This is a genomic window from Moritella sp. 24, from assembly GCF_018219155.1.
GTDB lineage: Bacteria > Pseudomonadota > Gammaproteobacteria > Enterobacterales > Moritellaceae > Moritella.
In genome coordinates this window covers 2,724,288-2,748,290 of record NZ_CP056123.1, presented here as the reverse complement: position 1 = coordinate 2,748,290, position 24,003 = coordinate 2,724,288, and the positions used below count along the sequence as shown (strand labels likewise).

Genomic DNA, 24,003 nt, shown 5'->3' with positions numbered 1-24,003 from the left:
GACGTTAGCATTATTTAGAATTCAGTGTCATTTAGAGTATTTATAACATGTCGACAAAAGAAATATTTTTCGTTCTTATCTTGGTATTTGTTGCTGGTTTTATCTCAAGCCAACTAACCGGTGCATTTATACCTCAATACACCACGCCATTTATGGCAATGATTGGTGCTTTTATTGCAATAGTATTCAATAGACTAAAGCATTTAGATGATTTAAATTTAACTCGAAAAAAAGATGCCGCATTAGAATACATCAAATATGTTAGTGAATATCGTTCTGCCTTAATCGCTCTCATTGACCCTTCAGTTAACGATGATGTGTTTCATTCAAACTTACTTGATGCAACGAAAAATATGATTGCATCATTGGACAAATTACATGTTGTATCTCGTGATGATGTATCTAAAGAAATAGAGTTAAAAAACTCTGAAATAGTCGATTTAATGATAGAGTTTAGAGGAAAGTCTCATGAACTTGGTGGTGATAAAACAGCTTTGATAAAGTGGTTTGTATCAGAGGATATTGGTTCAAAACTTAATGTTATAAGATACGATATCATTAAACTTATAAATTCAGAAGTTGGTGATGGCACGGGGACCAAAGGGCTAAAAGAGGCAATTGATTCAAACAACGCACACTTTAAAACTCTTCTCTCAAAGCTTGTCGACTAGAATGCTAACAAGCTAATTAATAAGGACAAAAAACAGTTGGCTGTTTTCGTTCCTCAACATTTTAGCCAACAATTTTTGTCCATTATTAGGGCGTTATGCGATTCAATGGATGAGGTGCGTATATGAAGTTAATTTGGATTCACGGTGCTCCAGCAGCAGGTAAATTAACCGTTGCAAAGTACTTACATGAGCATTATGGCTATAAATTGCTTCATAATCATTTAGCTGTTGATTTAAGCTTGGCGATTTACGATGAGTTTGGTGACAAAGATTTTAGTGACTTTACTAATGGCATTAGAAGAACTGTTTTAGCCAAAGCGAAATCAATTGGTGTATCTCATCTTGTAATGACATATATGACTTGCGCAGAAAGTGATTCTCTAGAAATTAATAAATATCTCGACTTTTTTGCTGAAAACGAAATCGAAGTGTATCCAATCCATTTATGCCCAAAGGCTGAAGTCATTTTAGACCGTTCAGTTTCTGAAGAAAGACAGCAATCACACAAACTATCGTGCCAAACAACGATTTCAAATTTGCTTAATAATATGAAGTTTTTAGGTATTAATCACGAGAATACACAATCAATCGATAACAGTAATCTTACCCCAAGGGAAGTGGCATTAAAGATAGTCAATTACGTTAAGTAAAATCGCATAACAAATGCATCAACACGATTTGCTACATTCGGCGTTGTAGGTTTGCCTTTAGTTTCAGTGATTAAGGCGGTAAAATTCAGTTAAATCTGCGTAGCAAACGTGTTATGCAGGCGTTAGGCATTCAGTCAGGCACCGATGAAAAAATTTATATTAACTATATTACTTGTGATGTTACCAATGGGATTATTTGCCAAGGAAAGTAAAGAGCAGAAGTTTTGGAAGTGGTTTGCTAAAAATGAAACTACTATTTTCGAATTTGATAAAGATGGATATAAAGTTTTAGGTCTAATATCATCGAAATTAACTTCGTATAAGGATGGGGTTACATATGAAATATCTCATGTTAAGGATGGTAAAAGAGAATTTATCATAAGCGCTGATGGTATTTCTGATACATTTCCTCAGATTGAGTCATTAGTCGAAAGTGCTCCTGAGCTTGAATTATTTACCATTATTGCTTTTCGCCCAAGAATAGACGGTTATGAAGGGTTTAAATTAGAATACGCTGGCAGAGAGTTTGATGTTTCTAAAGTTTGGGTTTATTTCCGTGTAGAAGATGGCTTCTTTGATTTAATCGTTTATCACCCAGATTTCAACGAGCAGGAATCTAATGTATTTATCGCTGGTTCATATATATTACTCGATATGGCTTTAGGTGAGTATGATGTTGTAAAGAATATTCGTTATATTGATCATCAAAAGCTACCTGATAACCCTGTAGAACTAGAGTTAATACCTTTTGCTGATCTCAGAAAAGTATTTGATGAGTATAAAATGGCTAACAAGCCGCTAAAGCAGGATTTGTAACAGTTGGCTGGGTTCCGCTTCGCTTCACATTTTAGCCAACTATTACTCGCCTCTTAGCGGGGCGTTGGTATGACTCCTAAAGGAAGATATGAGTAACTTTGAAATAAGGGATGATGAACATGGAATTGGAAAGGTCCTTATATTAAAAGGTTCTTGGTCTAATTATGTTGCGTCCTATATGAAAGCTAATAATATATATGCTCTACGGCTAACGGACTCCTTTGGCTTTAAGGCTACTGATATTTCATTCCTTTCAAGTCTATCGTTTCTAAAAAGTCTGGAAATATATTGTTGGGAGGCCAAAGGACTGAAAGTAATTGAGTCTCTGCCACAGTTAGAAGTTTTAGGACTGCAGTGCAAAACATCTCAAAAAATCAATTTGGGCAACTTCAATAAACTACGCGTGGCTTTAATTACATGGTCTAAAGGGTTGGCATCATTACTTAAGCTTTCGTCCATCGAGGTACTTAATATCCAAAATTACCCGCATATGAATCTTGAGACAATTTCCAGCATTAGCGACCTCAAACAGCTATACCTAACATCAAGAAAACTGGAAAATCTCACAGGCATCGAGCATCTGGTCAATCTATCCAAGCTAGACTTGTATAATTGCCCATCACTAATATCTTTAGCGGGCACAGAGCTTTGCGCCAACCTAAAATCAATAGAAACCGAGGCGTGTAACCGTGTCAGCGCATAACAAGCGCCAGCAACAGGACTCGGAACAAGTTGCTCGCTGCTGTGGCGGGCGTTAGTTTTATATTTGAATTCATCACATTAAGGTTTCTGAGTAGTGAAGAAAGTAGTTATTGGGCTTACTGGGATCTATCTAATAGCCGTTGGATTTTTTATTGGGGTAACTGACCGCGAATCTATGTTTGATTCAGTAAAGTGGACTGATATTGGTACGCTAATCGTCACTTTTCTTGGTTTTACATTTGGTTTCTATACCTATTTTCAGTGGTTAAACAACAAACGAAAAGAAGATTCATATATTGCGGCTAAGAGGTATGTCGCATCGATCGATGAAATTGAAGAAAACCTACATGAACTGCGCTTTCATTATGATCATATATGTCCAGCTCCTGGGGTTGTCGTCGAAGATCAAAGCGTATCAATCAAACGTGTAGAGCACCTCAATAATGTTTGGGGCAACTTGTACCAAGCGAGAAGAAGCCTTTATAAGTCTAACCGTGAGCTTAGCTTCTGGAATGTCCGTCTAGATGACAGCGCAATAAAAAACTATGAGTCAATGAATCAATATCTTGATAGTATCAGTGTTGTCTCTTCAGCATTGAACAGTCAGCTGTATCACTTTGTCAGTGGTAATATGCAGAATATGGGCGAAGTCATTAGCCACAAAAAGAGATTTGATGAATTACATAGCCAGTTGCATGAAGCTATTCAACATCGTATTAGTCGTGGTTTTAAGTCTATGTTTTTGTTCGATATAGAATAAGGCTAACAAACAATTCAAGAGTGATTCAGCACGCTTGGCATTTTTGGTTTGGGTTTAGTTTAGTGATTACGGCGCCTAGTTTGAGTGTTGTGGTCGCGTGCTTCACACCTTAATTGGGCGTTATAAGCAATAGGAAGTTGCGTGCTGCATGAATTCAAAACATCTGACTCATATGTTTTAAATGAGTTGAAAAAATATAGAAAGCCTGTAATTGAAGTCTATGCTGGATCTTCTATAGCAATGCTGATCTTTGGTGCTATTTTCCAATCATTCATGTTTTTACTTCCAATAGTTTTCTTTACTCTTGTTACTTCTCATCATTACATTAAATTTAAACGAAACCTGTTAAAATCTGACAGAGTAAAAAATGGGATGGTTGCTCAAGTTAATACATCAACTAATACTCTTACATTAGACTGTGGGGAAGCTAGCCTTTCAACTAAATTGTTAGAGGTTAAAAATATCTCCATAGACAAATTCTCTAGTTCCATAATTGAAACCCATAACGGTCAACGGGTTGTTGTTGGTGGTTATGAAAACCAAGAGAAGCTGAATTCATTGTTGAGTGTAAATTGCTTATAACAAGTCACTAAAAAGAACAAAAAAGTTGGCTACGTTTCGCTCCACAATTATAGCCAATACTTTTTGTCCGCTTAAGCTGGAGTTATATTTAAAGGTTTATTTCCTTCAGTCATATGCCATCCCTTAAATCAATCTAACTCAAGACTAGTCCCCCCAAGTACCGCAAATAACGCAAGTAACGCAAGTAACGACACTCCTCTATAAACAGAAATTATATTTTTAGCGTCGTAAATGAGGCGTTCAGAGTGAAAAAAATTACGATTATAGTTAATCAAGTGATTCATATTAACGCATTCTTAAAATACCAATTAAATCACTAGGCTCAAATAATACGAGTATTTACAGTCATCTAGACGCTCTCAAGGCATGGTGATAGAGTTGAATATAACAAGTTGTTCAAGCGGGATAAATTACACTTGGCTGGTACCGTTTAATCAAGACAAATAACAGTTGTTTTTTGCTCCTACGTCGCTTACTTTAACCAACTGATATTTACCCATCATTTGAGCTTTATGCCGAAGAGAGTTTTACTATATGCTTGATGTAGATGCATTTAAAATCATGACTTTTGATTCACCGAAAGACCTTAACCAATGGCTTAAGGTGAACCATGCTAGTGAAAAAGAGCTGTGGGTGAAGATATTCAAGAAGCATACTGGCATTCAAAGTATTGACTGGAATGATCTAGTAATAGAGGTTTTATGTTGGGGGTGGATTGACGGCGTGAAAAAATCGATTGATGACGAAGCCTATCTGCAACGTATAACTCCAAGAAAAGTAAAAAGTAACTGGTCTAAAAGAAACACTGAACATGTTGAACGCTTAATGAAGGATAACCGTATGCAGGAATCAGGGCTTGTTCATGTTCGTTCCGCGAAGGCTGATGGCCGTTGGGGAAATGCTTATGTGGTAAGTGAAATGCAAGTACCCGGAGATTTCTTAGCTGAATTGGATAAACAACCTAGAGTAAAAGAATTCTTCGAAACACTCAATAAATCTAGTCGTTATGTTATTGCATACGGCTTAACAAGCGCGAAAAAATCTGAAACTAGGCAAAGACGATTTACAAAATATATGGCAATGCTTGTAAATGAAGAAAAGCCTAAATAATTGGTAATTGGTAATTGGTAATTGGTAATTGGTATAACAAGTCGTTAAACGCGGACACGTAAAAGGCTGTCATTGTTTTGCAAAAGACAAACAAACGCAAAAATACTAAGCTACACGCCAGTTAATGAGGCGTTAGCTGCTTTGCGGTCAATAATAAGTAAGGTACAGTAAATGAGAATATTGGTAACAGGCGCTGCGGGTAGAGTGGGGCGTGCAATTTATATTAAGTTAATGCGGACACATGATGTCGTTGGCATTGATAAAACACCTTGCTCAACGGCTGATTTCGTTGGTGATATTCGTGATAGTGCCTTAATGAGTGAAGCTCTTGATAATATCGACGTTGTTATCCATACAGCAGCTCTTCATGCTCCTCATGTTGGTTTAGTACCTGATTCAGAGTTTCAGTCTATCAATGTAGATGCAACCGAAAAACTGGCTTTGTCTGGTATTAAAGCAGGCGTTAAGCATTTCATTTTTACCAGTACAACTGCGTTGTATGGTTATGCCTCAACGCCTAAAGGCACTGCTGGTTGGGTGAACGAGCAAGTTACTCCTCAACCTAAATCCATTTATCACAAAAGCAAAATTGTAGCCGAAAACAAACTCGAAGAAATTTCAAATCTGTTCAACCTTCCAGTGACAGTGTTACAAATGTCTAGGTGTTTTCCAGAACCAGCTGACTTAATGGCAATATTTCGCTTAACTCGTGGTATAGATGCGCGTGACGTAGCAAATGCTCATTTATGTGCAGTGGAAAATCACTTAAGTGGTTTTACTCGGTTTATAATTTCAGGAACAACACCGTTTAACTCATTAGATTGCGGGACTCTTTACAGCAATGCTAGTTCAGTTATTACAAGTAAGTGCCCTGAAATAGCGTCAGCTTTTGGACTGCGAGGGTGGCCGTTACCCGAAACCTTAGACCGTGTTTATGATTCATCGTTAGCACAGGAAAAATTAGGTTGGCTGCCTATACATGGTTTTGAAAGTGTCTTGGAAATGCTAGACACAGAAACCGCAGAAGTACTGCCAATTTCAAAATGTAGTTAACAGGGCGTTATATGAATAGGGAAGTTTATAATGCAACTTGTAGTTAAAGAAAAATTTGACGGCTATCCTGAACACGTAAAAATTATATTACTGGAACTTCGTTCTTTGGTGCTCGACATTATTCATGAGCACAATTTAGGTGAGGTGGAAGAAACTCTCAAATGGGGTGAGCCTAGCTATTTTGTAAAAACGGGTAGTGCGGTACGCTTTGACTGGAAACAAAAATCACCAGAGAGATAAACTGGTTACAAAGCGTTATATGTAAATCTAATTCCCGAGGTAGTATGAAATTACTTATTGCAGGTTCAAATGGATATGTTGGAAGTCATGTAAGAGACTTATTCAAAGCTAAAGGTGTTGATGTTTATGTCTATAGCCGAGATGGTACTAGCGATAAATGTGACAGTAGAAATATTTCAAGTAAAAATACTGAAATGCACGGGAGCTTTGATGTGGTAATTAATTGTGCCCGTGCACATTGGAAAAGATACACGCCTGAAGAGATTAGCCGGATTGAGAGAGATCTACTTTCAGATTTAAACCTTTTTGCGTCAAAAACGGCAAAAAAAATACATACTTCAGGTGTTTGGCTATTTGGTCATGCAAATGAAAAAGAGCTAAATGATTTCATCTTACGTCCTTTTGAAATGGTCAAAGATGACGAAAAAACTATACATGATTCTTTATCTTTAAATTGGCATGTTGTTTATTGCCCGAGCATTATTTATGGCGGTAATTTGTGTCAAATGCGTCGTATTATTGAAGGTTGGAAAAATTCATCTGTTACAGTTGCAATGCCTAGTATCGGTTATAATCAGTATGTTCATGTATTCGATGTGGCTGATTTTTATTATACATTAGTGTCCCAAAGTAATATTGATTCACGCCAACACATCATTGCAGAAAGAAAAGGTTATACACCCGAGGAGTTTGCAGATCTACTTTATAAGAATTCAATTATTGAACGTGTTTGCAAAACAAATTGGGACGATTTTGAAATACGTAATGGCTCTGGCGCTATAGATATTGAAAAACTTAATCTTAATTTACCGATTAGCCCATACTTCACAGAAAAATACACAATAACCGAGTATTTAGAGCAATATACATAACAAGAGCTTCAAACGAATTTTACCCAACAGCATTATTAGCCTCACAGGATGTTACGTGTACAAGGAGTCACATGAGTAATCTGAAAGTAACAGAAATTAAAGCATTTGTTCCATCTAAGAACTTTGAAATATCAAAACGTTTTTACCAAGATATAGGCTTTACGATTGGATCTGAAGGAGGCGGTGTTGCATACTTTTATTTTGATCATGTAAGTTTTTTATTACAAGATTACTGCGCTGAATCACAGGCGGAGAATTTCATGATGCACATACTTGTTCAAGACGTAGATTCTTGGTGGGCGCATATGCATGAAAGTGGTGTTATAGAAAAATATGGTATTAAAATAACACCAGTTGAGCTTCAGCCTTGGGCAGCGAAAGACTTTTGCATTACAGACCCATCTGGCGTTCTGTGGCGAATAGGTCAAAATATTTAAGCGTGCTACCTAGTTAGAATAACGCGTTATACATTGGTTCTTTGGTTACTATAAAACGATTGTTTTAGCGGGTGACAATAATACCGATAACCAGCCCATTGCAGTAAATCAGTCGCAATAGGCTGGTGGACATTAGCTTTGTAATATCTGCAATGGTAGGGAAAGTAACTCATCGCCCATACCTGCAAAGTACCAAATTACGCCAATAAGTGCGCCTACTGTAGCTATATACCAGATAGCTGAAAACAGCTGTCCGTATTTATCGAGGGGCAATAGGTGGCTCTGATGACGACTACGCCATTCAAATACGATCTCAACGCTACCAATTAACAGCATGAAGCCAAGCAAGGCAAGACCTAAGCTATAGCTAATGAAAATGCCTGCTACAGCGCCAGCGATACAAGCAACTAAACCTACGATACTGTTCATCGAAAAGCTAATGCTTTTGAGAATATGACCACCATCGAGCGGTAAGATCGGTAACAGGTTAAATAGGTTCAGTAAGGCGTTAAAACTGGCCAGTCCGGCAAAGAATATCTCGCCTGTGATCCAGTAGGCGACAAGAGACAACAGCGACATGATCAAGCCGAAGGTGGGACCCATAATAGAGATCACTATATCTTGCCAGCGGGTATTAATCTTATCATCGCCTAATGCTAACCCACCCATAAACGGGATCAGGTAGATGCCTTTGGTTTTCATACCAAAATATTTCATGGCTTTAACATGGCCATATTCATGAAACACCAGACAAGCAATTAAGGCGAGAGCGAACTCCCATGAAAATAACCACGAATAAGCCGCTAGACTGGCACCTGCCAACACAACCTTAATCACCTTGGCACTTTTTAATAACTTTAATGCCAGCGAACCTAAACCAATCAAGCTAAATTTTTGCTTTACGGCAACAGGATGTTGCGGGGTTTGTCGTTCAATATCTTTTGTGTCGCGTTGACCTTGGTTAATTAGCTGGTCATTAACATACAAGGTATAGTCTATTTTAAAGGGTTGCCAGAGCAGGTCAGTGGTGAGTTTGATGATAATGCTGGCTGGTGTTTGTGCATCATCACTGTGCTGGCTGAGTTCAAACTCATGGGATTTACTGCCCTCATTTTCACTAGAGGCGTTGATCACCGATACGAGTTTGTCGTCCCAAAATACTTGTTGCCAGCCCGCTAGGGAGCCTTCCAGCCGTAGCGGTTTGCCAAGGCAGTCAATGTTTAATAATTCCAAGTTAAGCCTTTGTATTTATGCGGTCGTTATGCCGAGTAAATAGAGTTTAAGTAACTGTCGTCACAGCGTGTTTGTCGATGGCCGAGTATAGCAAAGAGACAAACGGTAAGCTATTTCGGTCTATTTTACGTGAATAACCATTCATGATCGCAGGGCTGCATTTTCGAGTGTAGCAGCTGTTAGAGACAAGGATTTTCTTTTACGTAGTGATTCTGCACTAGGATGTTATGAATCATCGCCCGGTAAAAATAGATATTTTTGTCCAAATTGTGCCAGACACATATATGCTAAAAAAGAGGATGCTAAGCACATCGTTTTACGTTTAGGTTCATTAGATGACGACCCTAAAACAAAAGAAATAAGTCATGTTTTGGTTTCGCAAAAAGCGACGTGGTATTCATTGAATAGTCAGTTACCCGAGTACCTTGAGTTTGAGTAAAATGAACACCTGCAGTGCGGAGAAAGCAGGTATTCATTTCGTGCTTAGTCCTGATTTTGTTTATCAAATTCAGTGAAGTCTATACCTTGCTCCATCGCAAATGTGCGCATTGAACGCATGCTTGTTGCCGTTTCTGCCAAGTGTGCAGATACGGAACGTAACAGGTTTGCGGCAACCATGGCATCATTCTCGATAACGGCTAACAATTCGCTGGCACCGATTCTTAAGAATACACAGTCTTCTAAAGCAATTAAGTTTAATAGACGAGGTTGTTTATGAATGACGGCTAAATCGCCAATCAATCGTCCAGGTAGAATTTCAGATACTAAGCGTTGTTCGCCCGCGCTTTCTGGCCAATATAGTCCAGAAGAACCTTCTACACACAAGTAAGACGCATCAGCTTCTTCTCCTGCTGTAAATATAACTTGTCCCGATTTTGCTTTGTACCATTGCGCGCTAAATGCCAGTAGACGTTGCTGCTTGCGATCAAGGCCACCAAATAACTCGGTTTCCGCTACCACGCGTAGTTTACGTCTTAAGTCTTGACGTGAATCGTCATCTTGAAGCTCATCTTGACGTGCAATACCGTCAATACGTCCATCAACAATTTCGACATATAAATCATAGTTCTCAGGGTTGTGGAATTGGTTCTCAATGAAAATCTTGGTGGTGTCGGGCATCAATGTACTAATGCGCTCACGCATTAACGCACGAGCGTCGCCATCGTGACTCGCCAATGCGTTACGAAGAATAAGAATATCGGGTTTTTTGATACCAGCTCGGCTGAACGCGACACGCTCTTTAAATACAGCCGCAAGGTTATCGCCGCCCGGCGTTGTCGTCACATCATAGATGGATTGTGCCACTAAACGTCTTAGACCATGTTCGGTTAACACATCGACAACGGTATCCTCAATTAACTTCTCTCGAGCACCTGCCAAACTGGAAATACGACCATAAATGGCATTGCCAAGTACCGACATAACCGGAAAGTATTGTTGTGGGTCTATTGAGTTAAACAGGCCATTGAATTTTTCCACCATATCAGTGGAGTTCTTCATTCTGATCTGCAAAATGTGCTCTTTGAACGAGTCTGTAAACACAGGACCAATCTGTTCAGCGGAGAACGCAAAAGATACCGTCAGCATTAATGCAAAGTCTTCGTCTGGTAAGCCACTATCCCCAACTAAGCGTCTTTTCGCTACGATTACTCTAAGTCGATGATAAAGCGCTTCATCCATATTTAAGCGGCGAAATAAGGGGTGATCTGTACCATCAGTGCCAAATGTTTCTGAAAGGCCTTCGATGAGAGTGGCTGACATGTGTGCAAGGTAGTCTGCAATCCCTTCGTCTTGCAGTAGTTGGACGAAGTTATCCTCTTGCGACAGCGCGACCTGTGTGAGTACCTTTGTCGGAATTGCATAAAGCAGGTTAATACCTAAAGGAGATACTGGGTTGAATTTTTCAGGATGATAAGCATGTACAATATCATTTAATCCCGCTTTTTCTAATCGTTTCGCTATTTCAGGGCGCAAACGTACAATCGCTTCGACCAGTTCTTGTTGAAGGTTTGTATCAAGGCGTGATCTTAAGCCCCTACGAACCATAGTGTCGTCGGTACCCATTGCTTCAACCAATTGGAACCACCAGTCTTTGATCTCATCGCAGGATTGAAAACCAGACATTTCCGGAGCAATCCAGTTTGTTTCAAATGGGTCAATACTGTTACCAGCGCGCGCAGACTCTTTTCTCCAACTGTCTATATCTATGGGTGTATCAGTGCTCGGAATTGGCTCATAATTAAATGGCATCAATAAGTTATCACCAAGCGTTCCTTGAAATAGGTACGGTTTAGAGTTGGCATATCCGATACGACTGGCGACAACTGTTTGATGTAAATCATTCAACTTATGGCCCGCGATATTTACAGTCCCTCGCAGTGGGATGACCTCGCGTGTTAATACATCTGCAAACGCGAGCGCGGCAGCCTCGTTATTTGTCTTAATTCCTACACGCGCGCCTTTAGGTATGGTTAAATTAATATCTTCTAATACGGTATGGCCATCTTCATCTCGTACCGTTATCCCCTTCAACTCAATGTCACCGTTAAGGCTTGTGAGTGTATCGGGTTCACCATCAAATAAAGCGTCTTTTACTAATGTTGTGGATGAGAAACGTTCGGTTACTACTTCCCAACGCAGTGCCATATCTTGAGTTTGATTGTAATACGTCAGTAACTCTTTCCAAGGGGATGATAGGTCTTTGTAAGCAGCAAGTGCAGCGACTAAAGCACCGACAGTGATCTCACCCTGAATCGCTAAATAACCACCAACAGAGTAGAAAAAGAAGGGCGTTAATTGATTGATGAAGTTGTTGAGGAACTTCATGAAGAATTTCTTTTGATAAATATCGAAACGAATGCCGAATAAGTTACCTAAACGATTAGAAAACAAAGACAGCCTGTGACGCATCCCGCCGTTCATGCGTATATCACTGACACCAGCTGCTGTTTCACCAATATCTGCAGCCAGTTTGCGAATTTCTTGTATTCTGGCTTTATTCAACAAGTTAATTTGACGTTGTAATTTGGGAATTATCCATGCCTGCACAGGTATTAACGTGATGGAAGCAAGACCAAACCAGAAGCTTTGTGCAAATAGAAAGGCAAGAATTGTTAACATTTGTCCAGCTTGAAGGATAGGGCGTGACAGCATATCCCCCATCAGAGAGCCCATCGGTTCAGCTTCTGATGTCACCATCGACACTAATTCACCTTGACTTGTCGTGCGAAAATACGAGCGTGGAAATCTTAAAATGCGGGTGACAAGTTGAAAACGAAAACGACGTAACAATCGTTCTGCCAATACACCTTTCATGGTGTTTAACTTCATCTTTAATAGACCATTAGCTAATACGGCTAATAGAAAACCAACACAAAGAATCATTAAAAATTCAGTTTGACTTAATGTTACGCCCAGTAAAGACACATCTTCGCCTGTGCCGCCAATCGCATCGTTAATAATACGTTTGGGTAACTCTAGCGAAATGTATAAAATTGGGAACGTCAGGAGCGTAAGAGCTGATAGAGCCAACTGATTTTTCTTTGAATATTTCCAGATAAACTGAAAAAGACTCTTTTCCATTTTGTCGGTTCCTTTGCGATATAAACTATTAAAATGCTGTAAGTCGAGTAGTTTACGTATATCAATATTAATATCAACGACACACATGTCGTTAGCGGTATATTTAGTCGCTGAATAATCAGAGCCGTTTTTATTAAAGGCAGTTGTTTGATACTGGAAAATGTATTTTACATAAATAAAAATATGCTTTATTCAAATATAGTGATGTTATGTATTACTTGTCTATTTATATCGAGTGATATGAATATTGTTTTTATTTTTCACGTACGTTTATTTGATTTAAACGTTATTAATATTTAGTATCTATTTATGAGTAATGTTGAAACTTCCTGTTTTTATATGTCGAGGTGGAAAATGGATATTTTGATCGAACAAGAAATCGCATTACATCAGTATGAAACCCGACAATGTAAGTCTGAAATATCTCGGTTAATTCATTGTGACTTTAAAGAGGTCGGTGAATCAGGCTTAAGTTATGACTATTTGTCTATCATCGAAATGATGGAAAACGAAAAACCATCAAATGGATCTATTCATTCTCAAGATTATGAATGTATTCCGTTAGAATCATCCGTTCAGTTACTTTTGTATCAATCTGTTTCAGTGGATGAAACCGGTAATCTTAGCCACTTTGCAAAGCGTTCATCCATTTGGGTATTAAATGGTACACATTGGCAATTGAAATACCATCAAGGTACTGTTTGTGAACCATTCAACATTATCAATACTGATGCACCTTAGTGTCTGCGTTTATGGTGTTATAAACTTTTCTTGGGGTTAATCTATGAATTTAGAGTACTGGATAAATGTGATCTTTGTACTTTCTCTCGGTGTTATTCTTGTTCAAATGTCTCATGGTAAAATGATTGTCACTACAAAATTAAACTTCAGTTCTAACTTCTTGAAGGTAATTAGATATATAGGGTTGATTGTCATTGTTTACAGTTGCTACGGTGTAATCATTGATTATGTTATTGCGTCTTAAACTGTGGCATATAACAAGTTTTAATTGGGAATAGGTAGACGTTATGGATAACTTTGATTGGCATAAAAGCGATATTTTAGACTGTACCGTGATTAATCATACCTATAAGCATACTCAAAATGTACGTAGGTATTTTAAAGTTAAATGTGGTGATGGATTCAAATTTGATCGGGGTTTTATGCTGTGGATGAAGAACGCGGAAGGTTCTACTATGGAGGATGCTGCGCAGGAATGGTTAATCCGACAGGTAAAAAAGAAAGATCAATTCTGATTTGTAGCAATCAACATATAAGGGAATATGAGTGAATATCAGAAAAGCAACGGTAGATGATATAGATGGATTGGTTGAGTTAAACAAGCAGATTGGGGAGTTTCATTTTGAGCATGCGCCTACAGTTTTCTGTAAGCCTTCAAAGGAGGAAAAAGAGTTTCTGCTTAAGGCTCTAGATAATCCAGAACGGTTATTTCTTGTTTCGATGATTGATAACCACGTCGCAGGTTTTCTAACAGCTACAATATCTCAAAATGAAGCGATACCATTCTTGAGTAAAGCGCCAATATGCCGAGTGGGTACTATCGTCGTTGACCAAAAAAATAGAGATTCAGGGTTAGGTAAAAACCTGATGCTTGAATGCAAAAAATGGGCGCTATCTTCTGGTGCTAACGAAATAAGACTTGAGGTGATGGCGTTTAATGACAAGGCGCAAGCTTTCTATAAAAACCTAGGCTTTCACACGCAGTCAAAAATAATGTCGCTGTCAATCATCGACTAACCAGTCATGGTGTGTCGGTATCCTTCATGGTAGTTCGAGTTGCTTCATAAGGTTTGTCAAATGTTCGTACGAAAAGCAAATAAGTCTGACATGGATAGTATTTATCTTATGGGTTATGACGTTTGGGGTGATGATTCTAATATTGCCGATTATCTTAATGGGTGCAGGAATAGTAAAAAATATGCTCAGGGACAGTGGTATGTTTTAACTGTGGATGGGCTACCTGTTAGTGCTTTAATTGTATATCACGATCAATTTAAACTCGATGAATATAATTGCGGTATTGGCTCTATTTCTACTGGTATTGAGTGTCGAAAAAGGGGCTACGCAAAAGAATTAATTAATTCAATTGTGACTCAGCTGTTTACTTCGACAGACATTAATATGATATTTCTTCATAGTGATATTGGATATCCATTTTATGAAAAATTGGGTTTTCAGCGTATTCCTAATGAGAATCAATGTATGTACAAACAGAAATCAATAGACGTTGATTTAGGTGGCATACCGTCTTACTTTTAGAATTTTTCCCACGGCTTTAGTTTCTTCAATATATAGCGAATTTTAAACCGTAATTAACAGGACGTTAATTTAATAAAAAGGATTTTTAATGAATATTTTTATACCATTTATAGGCATGATGCTACTTACACTCATTGTATGGCTCGTGATGTATGCAAAGCGGTTAACTTGGATTACTCAGAATTCGATTGACCCGGATACCATTGCAACGCCAGAAAAGTTAACGTCAGCAATACCTGAATCCGTTAATCATGCATCTAATAATCTGAAGAACCTTTTTGAATTACCTGTCATTTTTTATGCGCTTTGCTTGTTTTTAGTGTCGACAAATCAAGTGGATAATACGTATGTATATTGCGCATATGGATTTCTTATTTTACGTACACTACACAGTGCTGTGCAGTGTACTGGAAATCAGGTTTCAATAAGGTTTCCGCTCTATATGCTTTCATCAATCGCACTGTGGGTGATGGTTATTCGGAGTGCTTTGAACATTGATATAATGGGGTTGTAGATAAATGAGGAGAGATATGAACGTCACATTAGCCCACATTAATAAAGACGTTTTTAAGTTGGTGTCTCAGTTAATAAATCCATGAGTACTACGTATGGTCTTTGTTATCGTCTTTAAAAGGAATTTCAATGCAAGAATTAATCGACCAATATACGGGTGTTGATGAAGATAGTCGCCTTACGCGGCAGTTCATTACCCAAATTGAATTTGATACCACAATGCATGTATTGGCAGAGTATCTGACACCTAAAGCTAAAGTGATAGAGCAAGGTGCTGCAACAGGAAAATACGCACTTACCTTTGCAAAAATGGGCTGTGATACCACCGCTGTCGAACTTGCGCCTGAACAAGTAAATATTTTAACGCGTAATGCGGCAGACCAAGGTTTAACACTCGCAATACATGAAGGTAATGCTTGTTCAGTTCCATTTATCGACAGTAATTCACATGATCTTTGCGTTATTCTTGGGCCGCTATATCATTTACAAACCCAAGAAGAACGTGACCAAGCAATCGAAGAGGCTTATCGTATCTTAAAACCTGATGGTGTTTTAGCTGTTGCTTACATCTCTCGTTATTTTGTCGCTGGTATGTTTGCTCAACACTTTCCTGAACTCGTGACTCCAGATGTGTTATCAACTCTGTTAGAAACGGGACTGGTTCCAAATCCATTAGCGGATAGCTTTTTTAATGTCGGCTATTTTGCAATGCCAGCCGAAATTGAGCACCTTGTCACTGAACATGGATTTAGCACATTACGTCATGTTGCTACTGATGGTTTTAACCGATACATCGCATCTGGTGTTAATAGTTTCACGCCATCACAATATCAAACATGGTTGCGCTATCATTTAAAAACGTGTGATGACCCATCGCTATTAGGTTCAAGTAATCATGGTTTAGTGATTGCGAGAAAGACCTGTTAACAATACAGCAAAGGTAATGCATCACGGCACATATCGTTATTTATAGGGATTAGGATGAGACATTGATGGGTATATTGTTAACAATTCTTTATTTGCTAGTCATCTCTGTGGTGATTCAATTTAGTATTGCCGTTATGCTCATCATTTTTGGCAAGGGGAAGCAAAGCCGTCAGGACAAACATAGTTTGGATTTCAACGAACTATTCTTTGATTACACAAGCCTACCACGTCTGCAAACTGTAACGGCTAGAGATGGTCAAAATATTCATTATCGGCACTATTCCGCGCGATCTAATACAGTACTTATTTTACTGCATGGCTCTGGTTGGCATAGCCAATACTTCTTCTCTTTGGCTAGGTTTATCAGTACCGAAGGCTTGGCTGAAGTCTATACACCTGACTTACGAGGGCATGGTGCAACACCGGAGCGAAGAGGCGATGTGGATTACATTGATCAGTTGGAAGATGATTTAGCTGATTTAATTCTGCACATACGAAAGATTCACCCCAATGCGAAGATCGTTATCGGCGGACATTCATCTGGAGGCGGCCTTGCCATACGCTTTGCTGGAAGTCGATATGCACAGCAAGCAGATGGGTATCTTTTATTATCTCCCTTCCTAAAATATAATGCCCCCACGACACGTGCCAATTCTGGTGGTTGGGCGAATCCTTATACTGGTCGTATTATTGGACTAAGTATGCTCAATATGATGGGGATTCATCGTTTCGATTTCTTGGCGGCAATTTCTTTTAACATGCCAAAAGAAGCGCGAGATGGTACTGAAACATTGCTATATTCTCATCGACTTAACACGGCTTATGCTCCACGGGATTATAAAAGAGATCTCAGTACTATTACGCAGCCAGTATTAGTTGTCGCAGGAACCGCTGATGAAGCTTTTATTGCTGAGCAATTTGAACCTGTTATATCTGCATATACGCTTGCCGAGATCTCGCTGTTACCTGATGTCACCCACATGGGGGTCGTTGTTGGTACTGATGTTCAATTAGTGGTTAAAAATTGGTTGATAGGGATTAATCAGTCTGTTTAATTATCGTGTAATAACAAAGAAAGGTGAAATAAAAAACGACCCTGTTAAGTCGCTATTGTAAGTATTATCAGTCACTTCCAAAAAAGTGCCTACATTTGTAAGCTCCTGTCAGACATTGTCATTATTATGTTTCTTTTTGCTATTATCCACTCGTTCTATAGGGACTTTAAAAAGGATTTAACAATGAAAAAATGTATATTAATAATGTCTATTGTAAGCTCTTTTTCTGCTTTTTCTGCAGAATTAACAACAGAGCAAACATATAGTCATCCAGCAAGTTGGTCATCGTTAGGGCATTGGAATCGTGATGTTTCTAGCTCAAACTCTTACATGATCTCAAATGGCAATACACCGAGCGATGTCCATCTCAAAGGTCAGGCATTCTCTGGATGGACGATGTCTGGTTTACAGGTTATTGCGGAAGGCGATAAAGTAAAAAAAACCAATGCATATCATTTTCAAGATACGACAACTCAACTTAACACCGAGGGTTCTGAATACAGCGCTGGTTATCGCGCGGTAAGTGATGAATTAGAAAGTGGCGTTATTCGCTTTTCGATTAATCCGGCAGAGGAAGGAGATTACCAAGCTCGCTTATTCACGCATACCAACCTCGGTGGTTTTGGTGTTGAAGTTTGTCAAAGTGGCGAGTGTAAAAATCTACAATTGGCCCAAGGTAGTTCTCCTTATACTGCACAGCGAACACTGATTGATTTTAATTATGAATCAGAGCCAGTGAATGTGAATGTATTTAGACGTGTTGGCTCAGGTAATGACGCCCGCAAAGAAATATATTTAGATGCTGTTGTTTTATATAAGGTGAATTAGTCATGAAGTATTCAATCATATTAAGTCTCGCAGTCGTTGCTTCTTTTAATGCCAATGCACTTGTTTTTGCTGTTGCAGGACAAGGTGAAGAGAGTATCAAAACGGCAGATATTCAATCTTATAAACAATTTATTGCAGATAATGAATTTAGTGCCAGTGTTAGAGTGTTTGGTTGGGGCGGTTGCTCGGGTACTGTTGTTGCAGACCATTGGGTTATCACTGCCGCGCATTGCCCTACAGCAGGCGCACAAGTGGAGGAATTTACAGCCGTTACTGAAAAAGGTTTTACTCGTTTTGAAACGTCGATGAAACAAGAAAATATGATCAAAGAAACGCCTTGGGGTGTTAAAAACACTTGGTACATTGAAGACGATAATGTTGATATTGTACTGATGCGTTTACCTGAACCTTTTGAAGGCGTTGTTCCTGCGAAGATTTTTAGCGGTACAACCGCTGATCTTAAAGATGGTATGGACGTTGTGCAGTGTGGCTACGGTGGTTGGAATGGTGAGGTTTGTGGGACAAATAAACTGAGCAGTTATAATGATACCAGCGTGACGATTTGTATGGATCGCGATGTAAGCCAGACTCCGGATGGTGAAGTATCGTTGCTAACCGAGACACCGCTTGAAACCAGTCCAGTTATGGGGGACTCAGGTGGCGGTGTTTATACCTATGATAAAGAGAAAAAAGAGTTAACTATTTTAGGTGTTGCAAGCGGAGCAAGTGGCGCATGTACGGGTTATCCATCGATAGCGGTTTACAATGACTGGGTTAACAAAACCATTCGTGAGAACAATTATGTCAATCTTATTGAGACTCGATTTGAAGATGCCAAGTTCAAGTTAGAAGATAGAGCTGATTATGCTGCAAGTTATTCATATCATCATGCCGATAATGCTAATTTTGAAAAAACATTTTTCACCGAAGATGGTGGGAGTGAAAGTGTTTTCCATGTGAATGCGGGCACGCAATATCAAATTGAAATGTTACTACCAAAAACGGCGACAACACGTTCATTTGACCTGGTCGTTGAAGGATATAAAGTAGCAAAATCAATTGATGTTAACCAAGTTGATAGTGATAGTGATAGTGTGAAGATCGTGGTGAATACTTTTACTGCACCTGATGATGAGGTTGATATTAAGGTTATACCTGTGCTGACAGAAGCAGAGCGTAATGATCCTGACTTTAAAGGCGAACGCATTGTCTTTGACTATGTCGCGGTAAAGCAAATTAACTAAATTAGATTTTTAATCTCGATTTTAATAAAGCAGAAGCCAGAGTTGTAGATACTCTGGCTTTTTTCATGAATACAGTATGTCTCGTCATTCATAACATATGGGTCACTGTCAGTCGCTTCCCTTCATACACATGACAACAAACTAATACTAGACAAGCATTTACCTTATGGTATTTAGTTGGTAAGGTATTTTAAGTACTCGATGAGTGCCACTCAGATCTTGTTTTGTCGCGTGAATGTTCAGTCAAGGAAGGTGATGTATTAACGTCTATAGATATGATGTATTTTGTGATGATTCCGCTTTAGGTAATCCTTGTGGTGTTGTGTTACTCGATCAATGGCTCAGTGACCAAGCGTTACTCACACTGGCGAAGGAGATTGCCCAGCCTGTGACCTCATTTATTGTCGAAGATAATGAGCGTCATCATATACGTTGGTTTTCAATGACGAGTGAAATAAATCTTTGTGGACACGGCAGTTTAGGTGCTGGTGCTGCACTCATTGATAGGTTAGGCAAGCGTGAAATATTGCTGGAAAGTGAGTATGGAAATATTACAGTTTCACAGCAAGGTGATCTTTATCAAATGGAACTGCCAAGTTGGAAAGCTAAACCTGTTAAATCAAATTCAATTATTAATGCGTTAGGGTTATCACCTATAGATGTGTTTGGGACTCGCGACCTTGTTGCTGTCCTTGATTCAGAAGAGGCTGTTTCTCACTTTAAGCCAGATTTTGATCTTATCAGTGAAATTGAAGATTATCATGGCTTTATCATTACGGCTCAGGGAAATCCTGGTGAATATGTATTAAGATATTTTGTTCCTAAAGTTGGCATTCCGGAAGATATAGCTACGGGCACTGCTCAGTGCTCTTTAGCGCCGTATTGGTTTGATAAAATGGGTGTAACTAAGCTCAATGTGCGCCAATTATCACGCGCTGGTGGTTATTTTAGGCTTGAAGTATATTCTCAAGAATCAATTTTAATATCAGCCTATGTAAAAGAACGAACTGAACTTATCTCCATAAAGTAATGAGGAACGATGAATATACAAAACTACTTCTTACTGCTATCCATCGTGGACAAGTAACGACTTTATTGAATCAAATGGATCATGATATAGGCTCCTTCGAACTGGCACTGTTATGGCCTGTCCGAAGGAAAGTGATACCCCCTTTATTTATGGATTCATTTCGTACTGGTCTTTCATTTTATAAGTGTAATTCTCCCAGACTCGATTGTAGCGTTCTTCGTCAACGGTCGGACGTTTGATCATACGATCACAAATCGTCTGTTGAACCAGAGTTGTACAACTTTTGTGACTGAGCTGTAATGCGAATTTAGAAAAATCACGAACCATGAAATCGAAGATTTGCTCAATCATGTCATTCTCAATACCTTTAATTTCGGCATTCTCTAAAATTAGATGTCCGTATACGACTAAGGTAAACAGTTCACCAAGATTTAATAAGAAGTCAAAATCTTTGGCTTGCTCTTTGTCTGGTTTCGCGACAAGGAGTAGTACCTTCAGTAAACGGATCTGTCTCTTAAAGATATTCACGTTCGGGAGATCAAACTTGTTGTATGTCTCACGATAATCATGGAAACGCGTTTTGCTTAATCCTCTTGTTTGACCTTGATTAAATAAGAACGTGTCATTTGCCTGTGCACTCATTGTTGGAATGACAGGGTACTCCGCTGGTTTGAAGAAATAATTCCCCATAAATTTGAGAATAAGCGCCATGTTGATATGCACTGTTCCTTCAAGCTTTGGTAGTGTTCTTATTTCTTTCAGCGCAGTTTCGAAGAACATGTCTTTTTCAACGCCTTTGGCTGCGATCACATTCCATAGTAGGTCTACTACCGCTTCGCCTTGAGTGGTTACTTTCATTTTAACCATAGGTGTAAATAATAAATAACGGCGATCGTCAGCGCTGGCACAACGTACGTAGTCAACACCACGTTGGGTAAATAGTTTCATTGCTGTTAATCGCGCGTAAGACTCATTAAAGAGTTGTTTGATATGTACAAAATCAGTCACGTAATGATCAAACAGGCGACGATGTGAGGCGTGGTTAATTGCTTCGTAAAAGGCATGCGTACTGGTGCCAATTGACCCCCAGCCTAAATTAAATTTACCCACGTTAATCGTGTTAAGTGCCATATCCCATGCTTCACGGCCTTTAGCCAAAATATCTTCTTCACGAATTGGATAATCGTTTAGTTTGTATTCCGCGACATAATTTTGAGAGTTAATGATATTTTTGACGAGTTCATAGTTTTTGTGCTGTGATTCTACGACGAAGAACACATACTCATCGGTGCCGGTTATTTTACCAAAGGTCGATACTAATGCGGCTTTGTTGCCGTTACCAATATAGTACTTACTGCCATTGGCGAGATATGTTCCGTCTTCTTGACGAGTCAAGTACATGTCACTTGAGTAAATATCGGCGCCATGTTCTTTTTCAGAGAGGCCAAATGCGAAGATACCGCCTTCTTTTAGAAGCTTGGTTGCGCGTGTTTTCGCTACTTCGTTATGACTGATCCAGATTGGTAATAAGCCTAATATAGTGACTTGCCAAGAGTACCAGTGCGATAGCCCATAAAAGCTAAAAATTTCGTTAAGTGCACAGTTTCTATAAGTATCCCAACGGCAATCTTGATCACCGTAGCCAGCAGGTGTTAAAAACGTTGAAAAGAGTTTCTCCTGTTTCACGAAATCTAAATAATCTGCATACCAAGTGTATGCACGTTCATCTTCTTTAATCTTTGCTTTGCCGCGTGCTTCGAAAAACGCGATCGTTTTTTTAACGAGTTCCCGCGACTTTTCATCAAGATGATCGTAGTTATCTAGTTTCGGGTTGACTAAAATATTCCGTCGTATAGCGGAAGGTGTCGCTGCCACTTTTTTCTTAAAAATAATCTCTTTGGGTAGATCTGGTAATTTCATAAGTAGTTCTCCCTGATACCATTTTAAAAGTATTTTCCATGTTAAATAGTAATGTTAGTGCGAGTTCAAATCCTAACTCATGACTTTACTTTAACGGACTGAGAGTTGTTGCAGAATAGCTTTTTGTGCCTATAAACGTATCTTTTTACGACACGCTTAAATGGGCGTTTAAATTTGATAACGTGGAATTTTTACTGAGTGACTGAGGTCAGATAAGGTTGGATATATAGGTTCAGAATCGTTTTCGTGGTTTTTAAAAGTGTGTCGCTGTGAGTTCTCAAAATGTGAATAGGTTTGGTGATGAGGCGCGTAAAATGAGATGTTTTTGAGAGTGGACTGTAAGTTTACGTCAGTCACATCGACATTGTGGAGTAAATAATTTAGGTTATTAATAACGATTTATTGTGATGTATTTTCTGGCTGAATAACCGGAATATTTACCATAGGAGTCAATAAGAAGATGCTAAAAGTTGATGAAGTACTTAATGCACGCTTAATTCCGGTACTTGGTCCGGCGTTACTGATTGACTACCTTGTGGAGAAACATACTATTCCGTTATCTCTTCTTCTTAGTGAAAGTGGTCTGACAGCACAAGAGGTTATGACGCCATCCACTCGAATACCGGCGAGTAAGTTTATTAAGATCATTCAGTATGCACTGCGGATTACCAAGAATAATGGCTTAGGCATTTCACTTGGTCAAAGCCTTGGGCCTAATTCATTTCAAATTATGGGACATGCAGCCATTTCTCAGGCTAATTTGCGTGATAGCCTGCGATTGATCATTCTTTATTATAAAACAACGGCTTATTTAACGGATATTTCACTGACAGAGCAGGGCGGTTTTGCGGTCTTTCGTATTAAGCCTTTGGTGTATCTCGGTGATGCAGAGAGCTTCATTATTGATTTGGTGATCAGTGGATTTATTGCAGAGTTGAATATGTTTAATTTCCCTACATCATTAATCAAACTATCACTGGCAAAACCAAAGCCTGATTACTTTGACGATTATATTACCTTGCTAACCAGTAGCGTTAAATTTAACGCCGAATATCATGAAGTACACTTTCCTAAGGCTTGGTTAGACCGGCCTATGGTGACTGAGTATGTGGTTGATTGTGATGAATCTTTAATTGATATTTGTAATAAAAATCTTATTCGAGCTGAGCAATCAATTAATACTGTCGATAGGATCAAAGATTCATTAAGGCAAGCCTCTGAACAAATGCCCAGTTTAGAAGACGTCGCTGGGTCTTATAATCAATCAACGCGAAGTCTTCAGCGAGCATTAAAAGCGGAAGGATACAGCTTTCGGCTATTAATTGAAGATATTAGAAAAGAAAGAGCACAGCATCTTTTATTGAAAACGAGCATGACGATTGTGGAGATTGCACTTGAATTAGGCTATCGAGATCCCCCTAATTTTACTCGTGCATTTAAGCAATGGTTTGGGTGTTGCCCACTGCATTATCGAAATCAATCAAGTTGACCCTTCCAC

General features: G+C 38.9%; 27 protein-coding genes. 24 read left to right on the top strand and 3 right to left on the bottom strand.

Going from position 1 to position 24,003, the window contains the following annotated elements; all coding sequences use genetic code 11:
• Positions 1-47 precede the first annotated feature (47 nt).
• From HWV00_RS12230 to HWV00_RS12180, 11 genes are all read left to right on the top strand, one after another.
• A complete protein-coding gene (locus HWV00_RS12230; protein WP_211681605.1) occupies positions 48-671 on the top strand; it encodes a hypothetical protein in 624 nt (207 codons plus the stop codon).
• A gap of 122 nt (positions 672-793) precedes the next feature.
• Positions 794-1,321, top strand: coding sequence for a hypothetical protein (locus HWV00_RS12225; RefSeq protein ID WP_211681602.1), 528 nt, complete (start codon positions 794-796; stop codon positions 1,319-1,321).
• Between the two features lie 144 nt (positions 1,322-1,465).
• A complete protein-coding gene (locus HWV00_RS12220) occupies positions 1,466-2,137 on the top strand; it encodes a hypothetical protein (protein ID WP_211681600.1) in 672 nt (223 codons plus the stop codon).
• A gap of 88 nt (positions 2,138-2,225) precedes the next feature.
• Positions 2,226-2,840 (top strand): hypothetical protein, encoded by a 615-nt coding sequence (locus tag HWV00_RS12215; protein ID WP_211681597.1) that lies wholly within the window; start codon positions 2,226-2,228, stop codon positions 2,838-2,840.
• A gap of 93 nt (positions 2,841-2,933) precedes the next feature.
• Positions 2,934-3,599: a hypothetical protein gene (locus tag HWV00_RS12210; protein ID WP_211681595.1), complete on the top strand. Its 666-nt coding sequence runs from the start codon at positions 2,934-2,936 to the stop codon at positions 3,597-3,599.
• Between the two features lie 141 nt (positions 3,600-3,740).
• Complete coding sequence (locus HWV00_RS12205; RefSeq protein WP_211681594.1) at positions 3,741-4,181, top strand: hypothetical protein; 441 nt, start codon at positions 3,741-3,743, stop codon at positions 4,179-4,181.
• A 534-nt stretch (positions 4,182-4,715) separates the two neighbouring features.
• The gene (locus HWV00_RS12200; protein ID WP_211681592.1) at positions 4,716-5,291 is read left to right on the top strand and encodes a YdeI family protein; all 576 of its coding nucleotides are present in this window, start codon (positions 4,716-4,718) and stop codon (positions 5,289-5,291) included.
• A gap of 171 nt (positions 5,292-5,462) precedes the next feature.
• A complete protein-coding gene (locus HWV00_RS12195; RefSeq protein WP_211681590.1) occupies positions 5,463-6,344 on the top strand; it encodes an NAD(P)-dependent oxidoreductase in 882 nt (293 codons plus the stop codon).
• A gap of 30 nt (positions 6,345-6,374) precedes the next feature.
• Positions 6,375-6,584, top strand: coding sequence for a DUF1801 domain-containing protein (locus HWV00_RS12190; RefSeq protein WP_211681588.1), 210 nt, complete (start codon positions 6,375-6,377; stop codon positions 6,582-6,584).
• Between the two features lie 44 nt (positions 6,585-6,628).
• Entirely contained in the window at positions 6,629-7,456 is an 828-nt protein-coding gene (locus HWV00_RS12185) for an NAD-dependent epimerase/dehydratase family protein (RefSeq protein WP_211681586.1), read from the top strand.
• Between the two features lie 71 nt (positions 7,457-7,527).
• The gene (locus HWV00_RS12180) at positions 7,528-7,893 is read left to right on the top strand and encodes a VOC family protein (RefSeq protein ID WP_211681584.1); all 366 of its coding nucleotides are present in this window, start codon (positions 7,528-7,530) and stop codon (positions 7,891-7,893) included.
• Positions 7,894-8,025: 132 nt separating this feature from the next.
• Here the strand turns inward: HWV00_RS12180 and HWV00_RS12175 are convergent, their stop codons facing one another.
• Positions 8,026-9,126 carry a site-2 protease family protein gene (locus HWV00_RS12175; RefSeq protein WP_211681582.1) on the bottom strand — a complete coding sequence of 367 codons (1,101 nt, stop codon included), beginning with the start codon at positions 9,124-9,126 and terminating at the stop codon, positions 8,026-8,028.
• 133 nt (positions 9,127-9,259) lie between these two features.
• Here HWV00_RS12175 and HWV00_RS21645 point away from each other — a divergent pair, with 133 nt between their 5' ends.
• Positions 9,260-9,565, top strand: a complete 306-nt coding sequence (locus HWV00_RS21645; protein ID WP_211686540.1) for a GFA family protein — start codon at positions 9,260-9,262, stop codon at positions 9,563-9,565.
• Positions 9,566-9,609: 44 nt separating this feature from the next.
• Here HWV00_RS21645 and HWV00_RS12165 read toward each other — a convergent pair whose 3' ends face one another.
• Positions 9,610-12,708, bottom strand: coding sequence for an ABC transporter transmembrane domain-containing protein (locus HWV00_RS12165; protein ID WP_211681580.1), 3,099 nt, complete (start codon positions 12,706-12,708; stop codon positions 9,610-9,612).
• Between the two features lie 354 nt (positions 12,709-13,062).
• On the opposite strand from HWV00_RS12165, the gene HWV00_RS12160 reads away from it, so the two are divergent.
• The 11 genes from HWV00_RS12160 to HWV00_RS12110 all read left to right on the top strand — a co-directional run bounded on the left by HWV00_RS12160 (position 13,063) and on the right by HWV00_RS12110 (position 20,585).
• Complete coding sequence (locus HWV00_RS12160) at positions 13,063-13,449, top strand: DUF4440 domain-containing protein (protein WP_211681577.1); 387 nt, start codon at positions 13,063-13,065, stop codon at positions 13,447-13,449.
• A 43-nt stretch (positions 13,450-13,492) separates the two neighbouring features.
• Positions 13,493-13,693, top strand: coding sequence for a hypothetical protein (locus HWV00_RS12155; protein WP_211681575.1), 201 nt, complete (start codon positions 13,493-13,495; stop codon positions 13,691-13,693).
• A gap of 43 nt (positions 13,694-13,736) precedes the next feature.
• On the top strand, positions 13,737-13,964 hold the full coding sequence (locus tag HWV00_RS12150) for a DUF6434 domain-containing protein (RefSeq protein ID WP_211681573.1): 228 nt from the start codon (positions 13,737-13,739) through the stop codon (positions 13,962-13,964).
• 31 nt (positions 13,965-13,995) lie between these two features.
• A complete protein-coding gene (locus HWV00_RS12145; protein WP_211681571.1) occupies positions 13,996-14,466 on the top strand; it encodes a GNAT family N-acetyltransferase in 471 nt (156 codons plus the stop codon).
• Positions 14,467-14,526: 60 nt separating this feature from the next.
• Entirely contained in the window at positions 14,527-14,988 is a 462-nt protein-coding gene (locus tag HWV00_RS12140; RefSeq protein ID WP_211681569.1) for a GNAT family N-acetyltransferase, read from the top strand.
• A gap of 88 nt (positions 14,989-15,076) precedes the next feature.
• Positions 15,077-15,502, top strand: a complete 426-nt coding sequence (locus HWV00_RS12135) for an MAPEG family protein (RefSeq protein ID WP_211681567.1) — start codon at positions 15,077-15,079, stop codon at positions 15,500-15,502.
• A 128-nt stretch (positions 15,503-15,630) separates the two neighbouring features.
• Entirely contained in the window at positions 15,631-16,428 is a 798-nt protein-coding gene (locus tag HWV00_RS12130; protein WP_211681565.1) for a class I SAM-dependent methyltransferase, read from the top strand.
• 65 nt (positions 16,429-16,493) lie between these two features.
• The gene (locus HWV00_RS12125) at positions 16,494-17,483 is read left to right on the top strand and encodes an alpha/beta hydrolase (protein WP_255554520.1); all 990 of its coding nucleotides are present in this window, start codon (positions 16,494-16,496) and stop codon (positions 17,481-17,483) included.
• Between the two features lie 183 nt (positions 17,484-17,666).
• Positions 17,667-18,311, top strand: a complete 645-nt coding sequence (locus HWV00_RS12120; RefSeq protein WP_211681561.1) for a hypothetical protein — start codon at positions 17,667-17,669, stop codon at positions 18,309-18,311.
• A gap of 2 nt (positions 18,312-18,313) precedes the next feature.
• Positions 18,314-19,555: a trypsin-like serine protease gene (locus tag HWV00_RS12115; RefSeq protein WP_211681559.1), complete on the top strand. Its 1,242-nt coding sequence runs from the start codon at positions 18,314-18,316 to the stop codon at positions 19,553-19,555.
• 322 nt (positions 19,556-19,877) lie between these two features.
• Positions 19,878-20,585: a PhzF family phenazine biosynthesis protein gene (locus tag HWV00_RS12110; protein ID WP_255554519.1), complete on the top strand. Its 708-nt coding sequence runs from the start codon at positions 19,878-19,880 to the stop codon at positions 20,583-20,585.
• 147 nt (positions 20,586-20,732) lie between these two features.
• On the opposite strand, the gene HWV00_RS12105 is transcribed toward HWV00_RS12110, so the two are convergent.
• Complete coding sequence (locus HWV00_RS12105) at positions 20,733-22,505, bottom strand: acyl-CoA dehydrogenase family protein (protein ID WP_211681557.1); 1,773 nt, start codon at positions 22,503-22,505, stop codon at positions 20,733-20,735.
• Positions 22,506-22,965: 460 nt separating this feature from the next.
• On the opposite strand from HWV00_RS12105, the gene HWV00_RS12100 reads away from it, so the two are divergent.
• Complete coding sequence (locus HWV00_RS12100; protein WP_211681555.1) at positions 22,966-23,994, top strand: AraC family transcriptional regulator; 1,029 nt, start codon at positions 22,966-22,968, stop codon at positions 23,992-23,994.
• Positions 23,995-24,003: the final 9 nt, after the last annotated feature.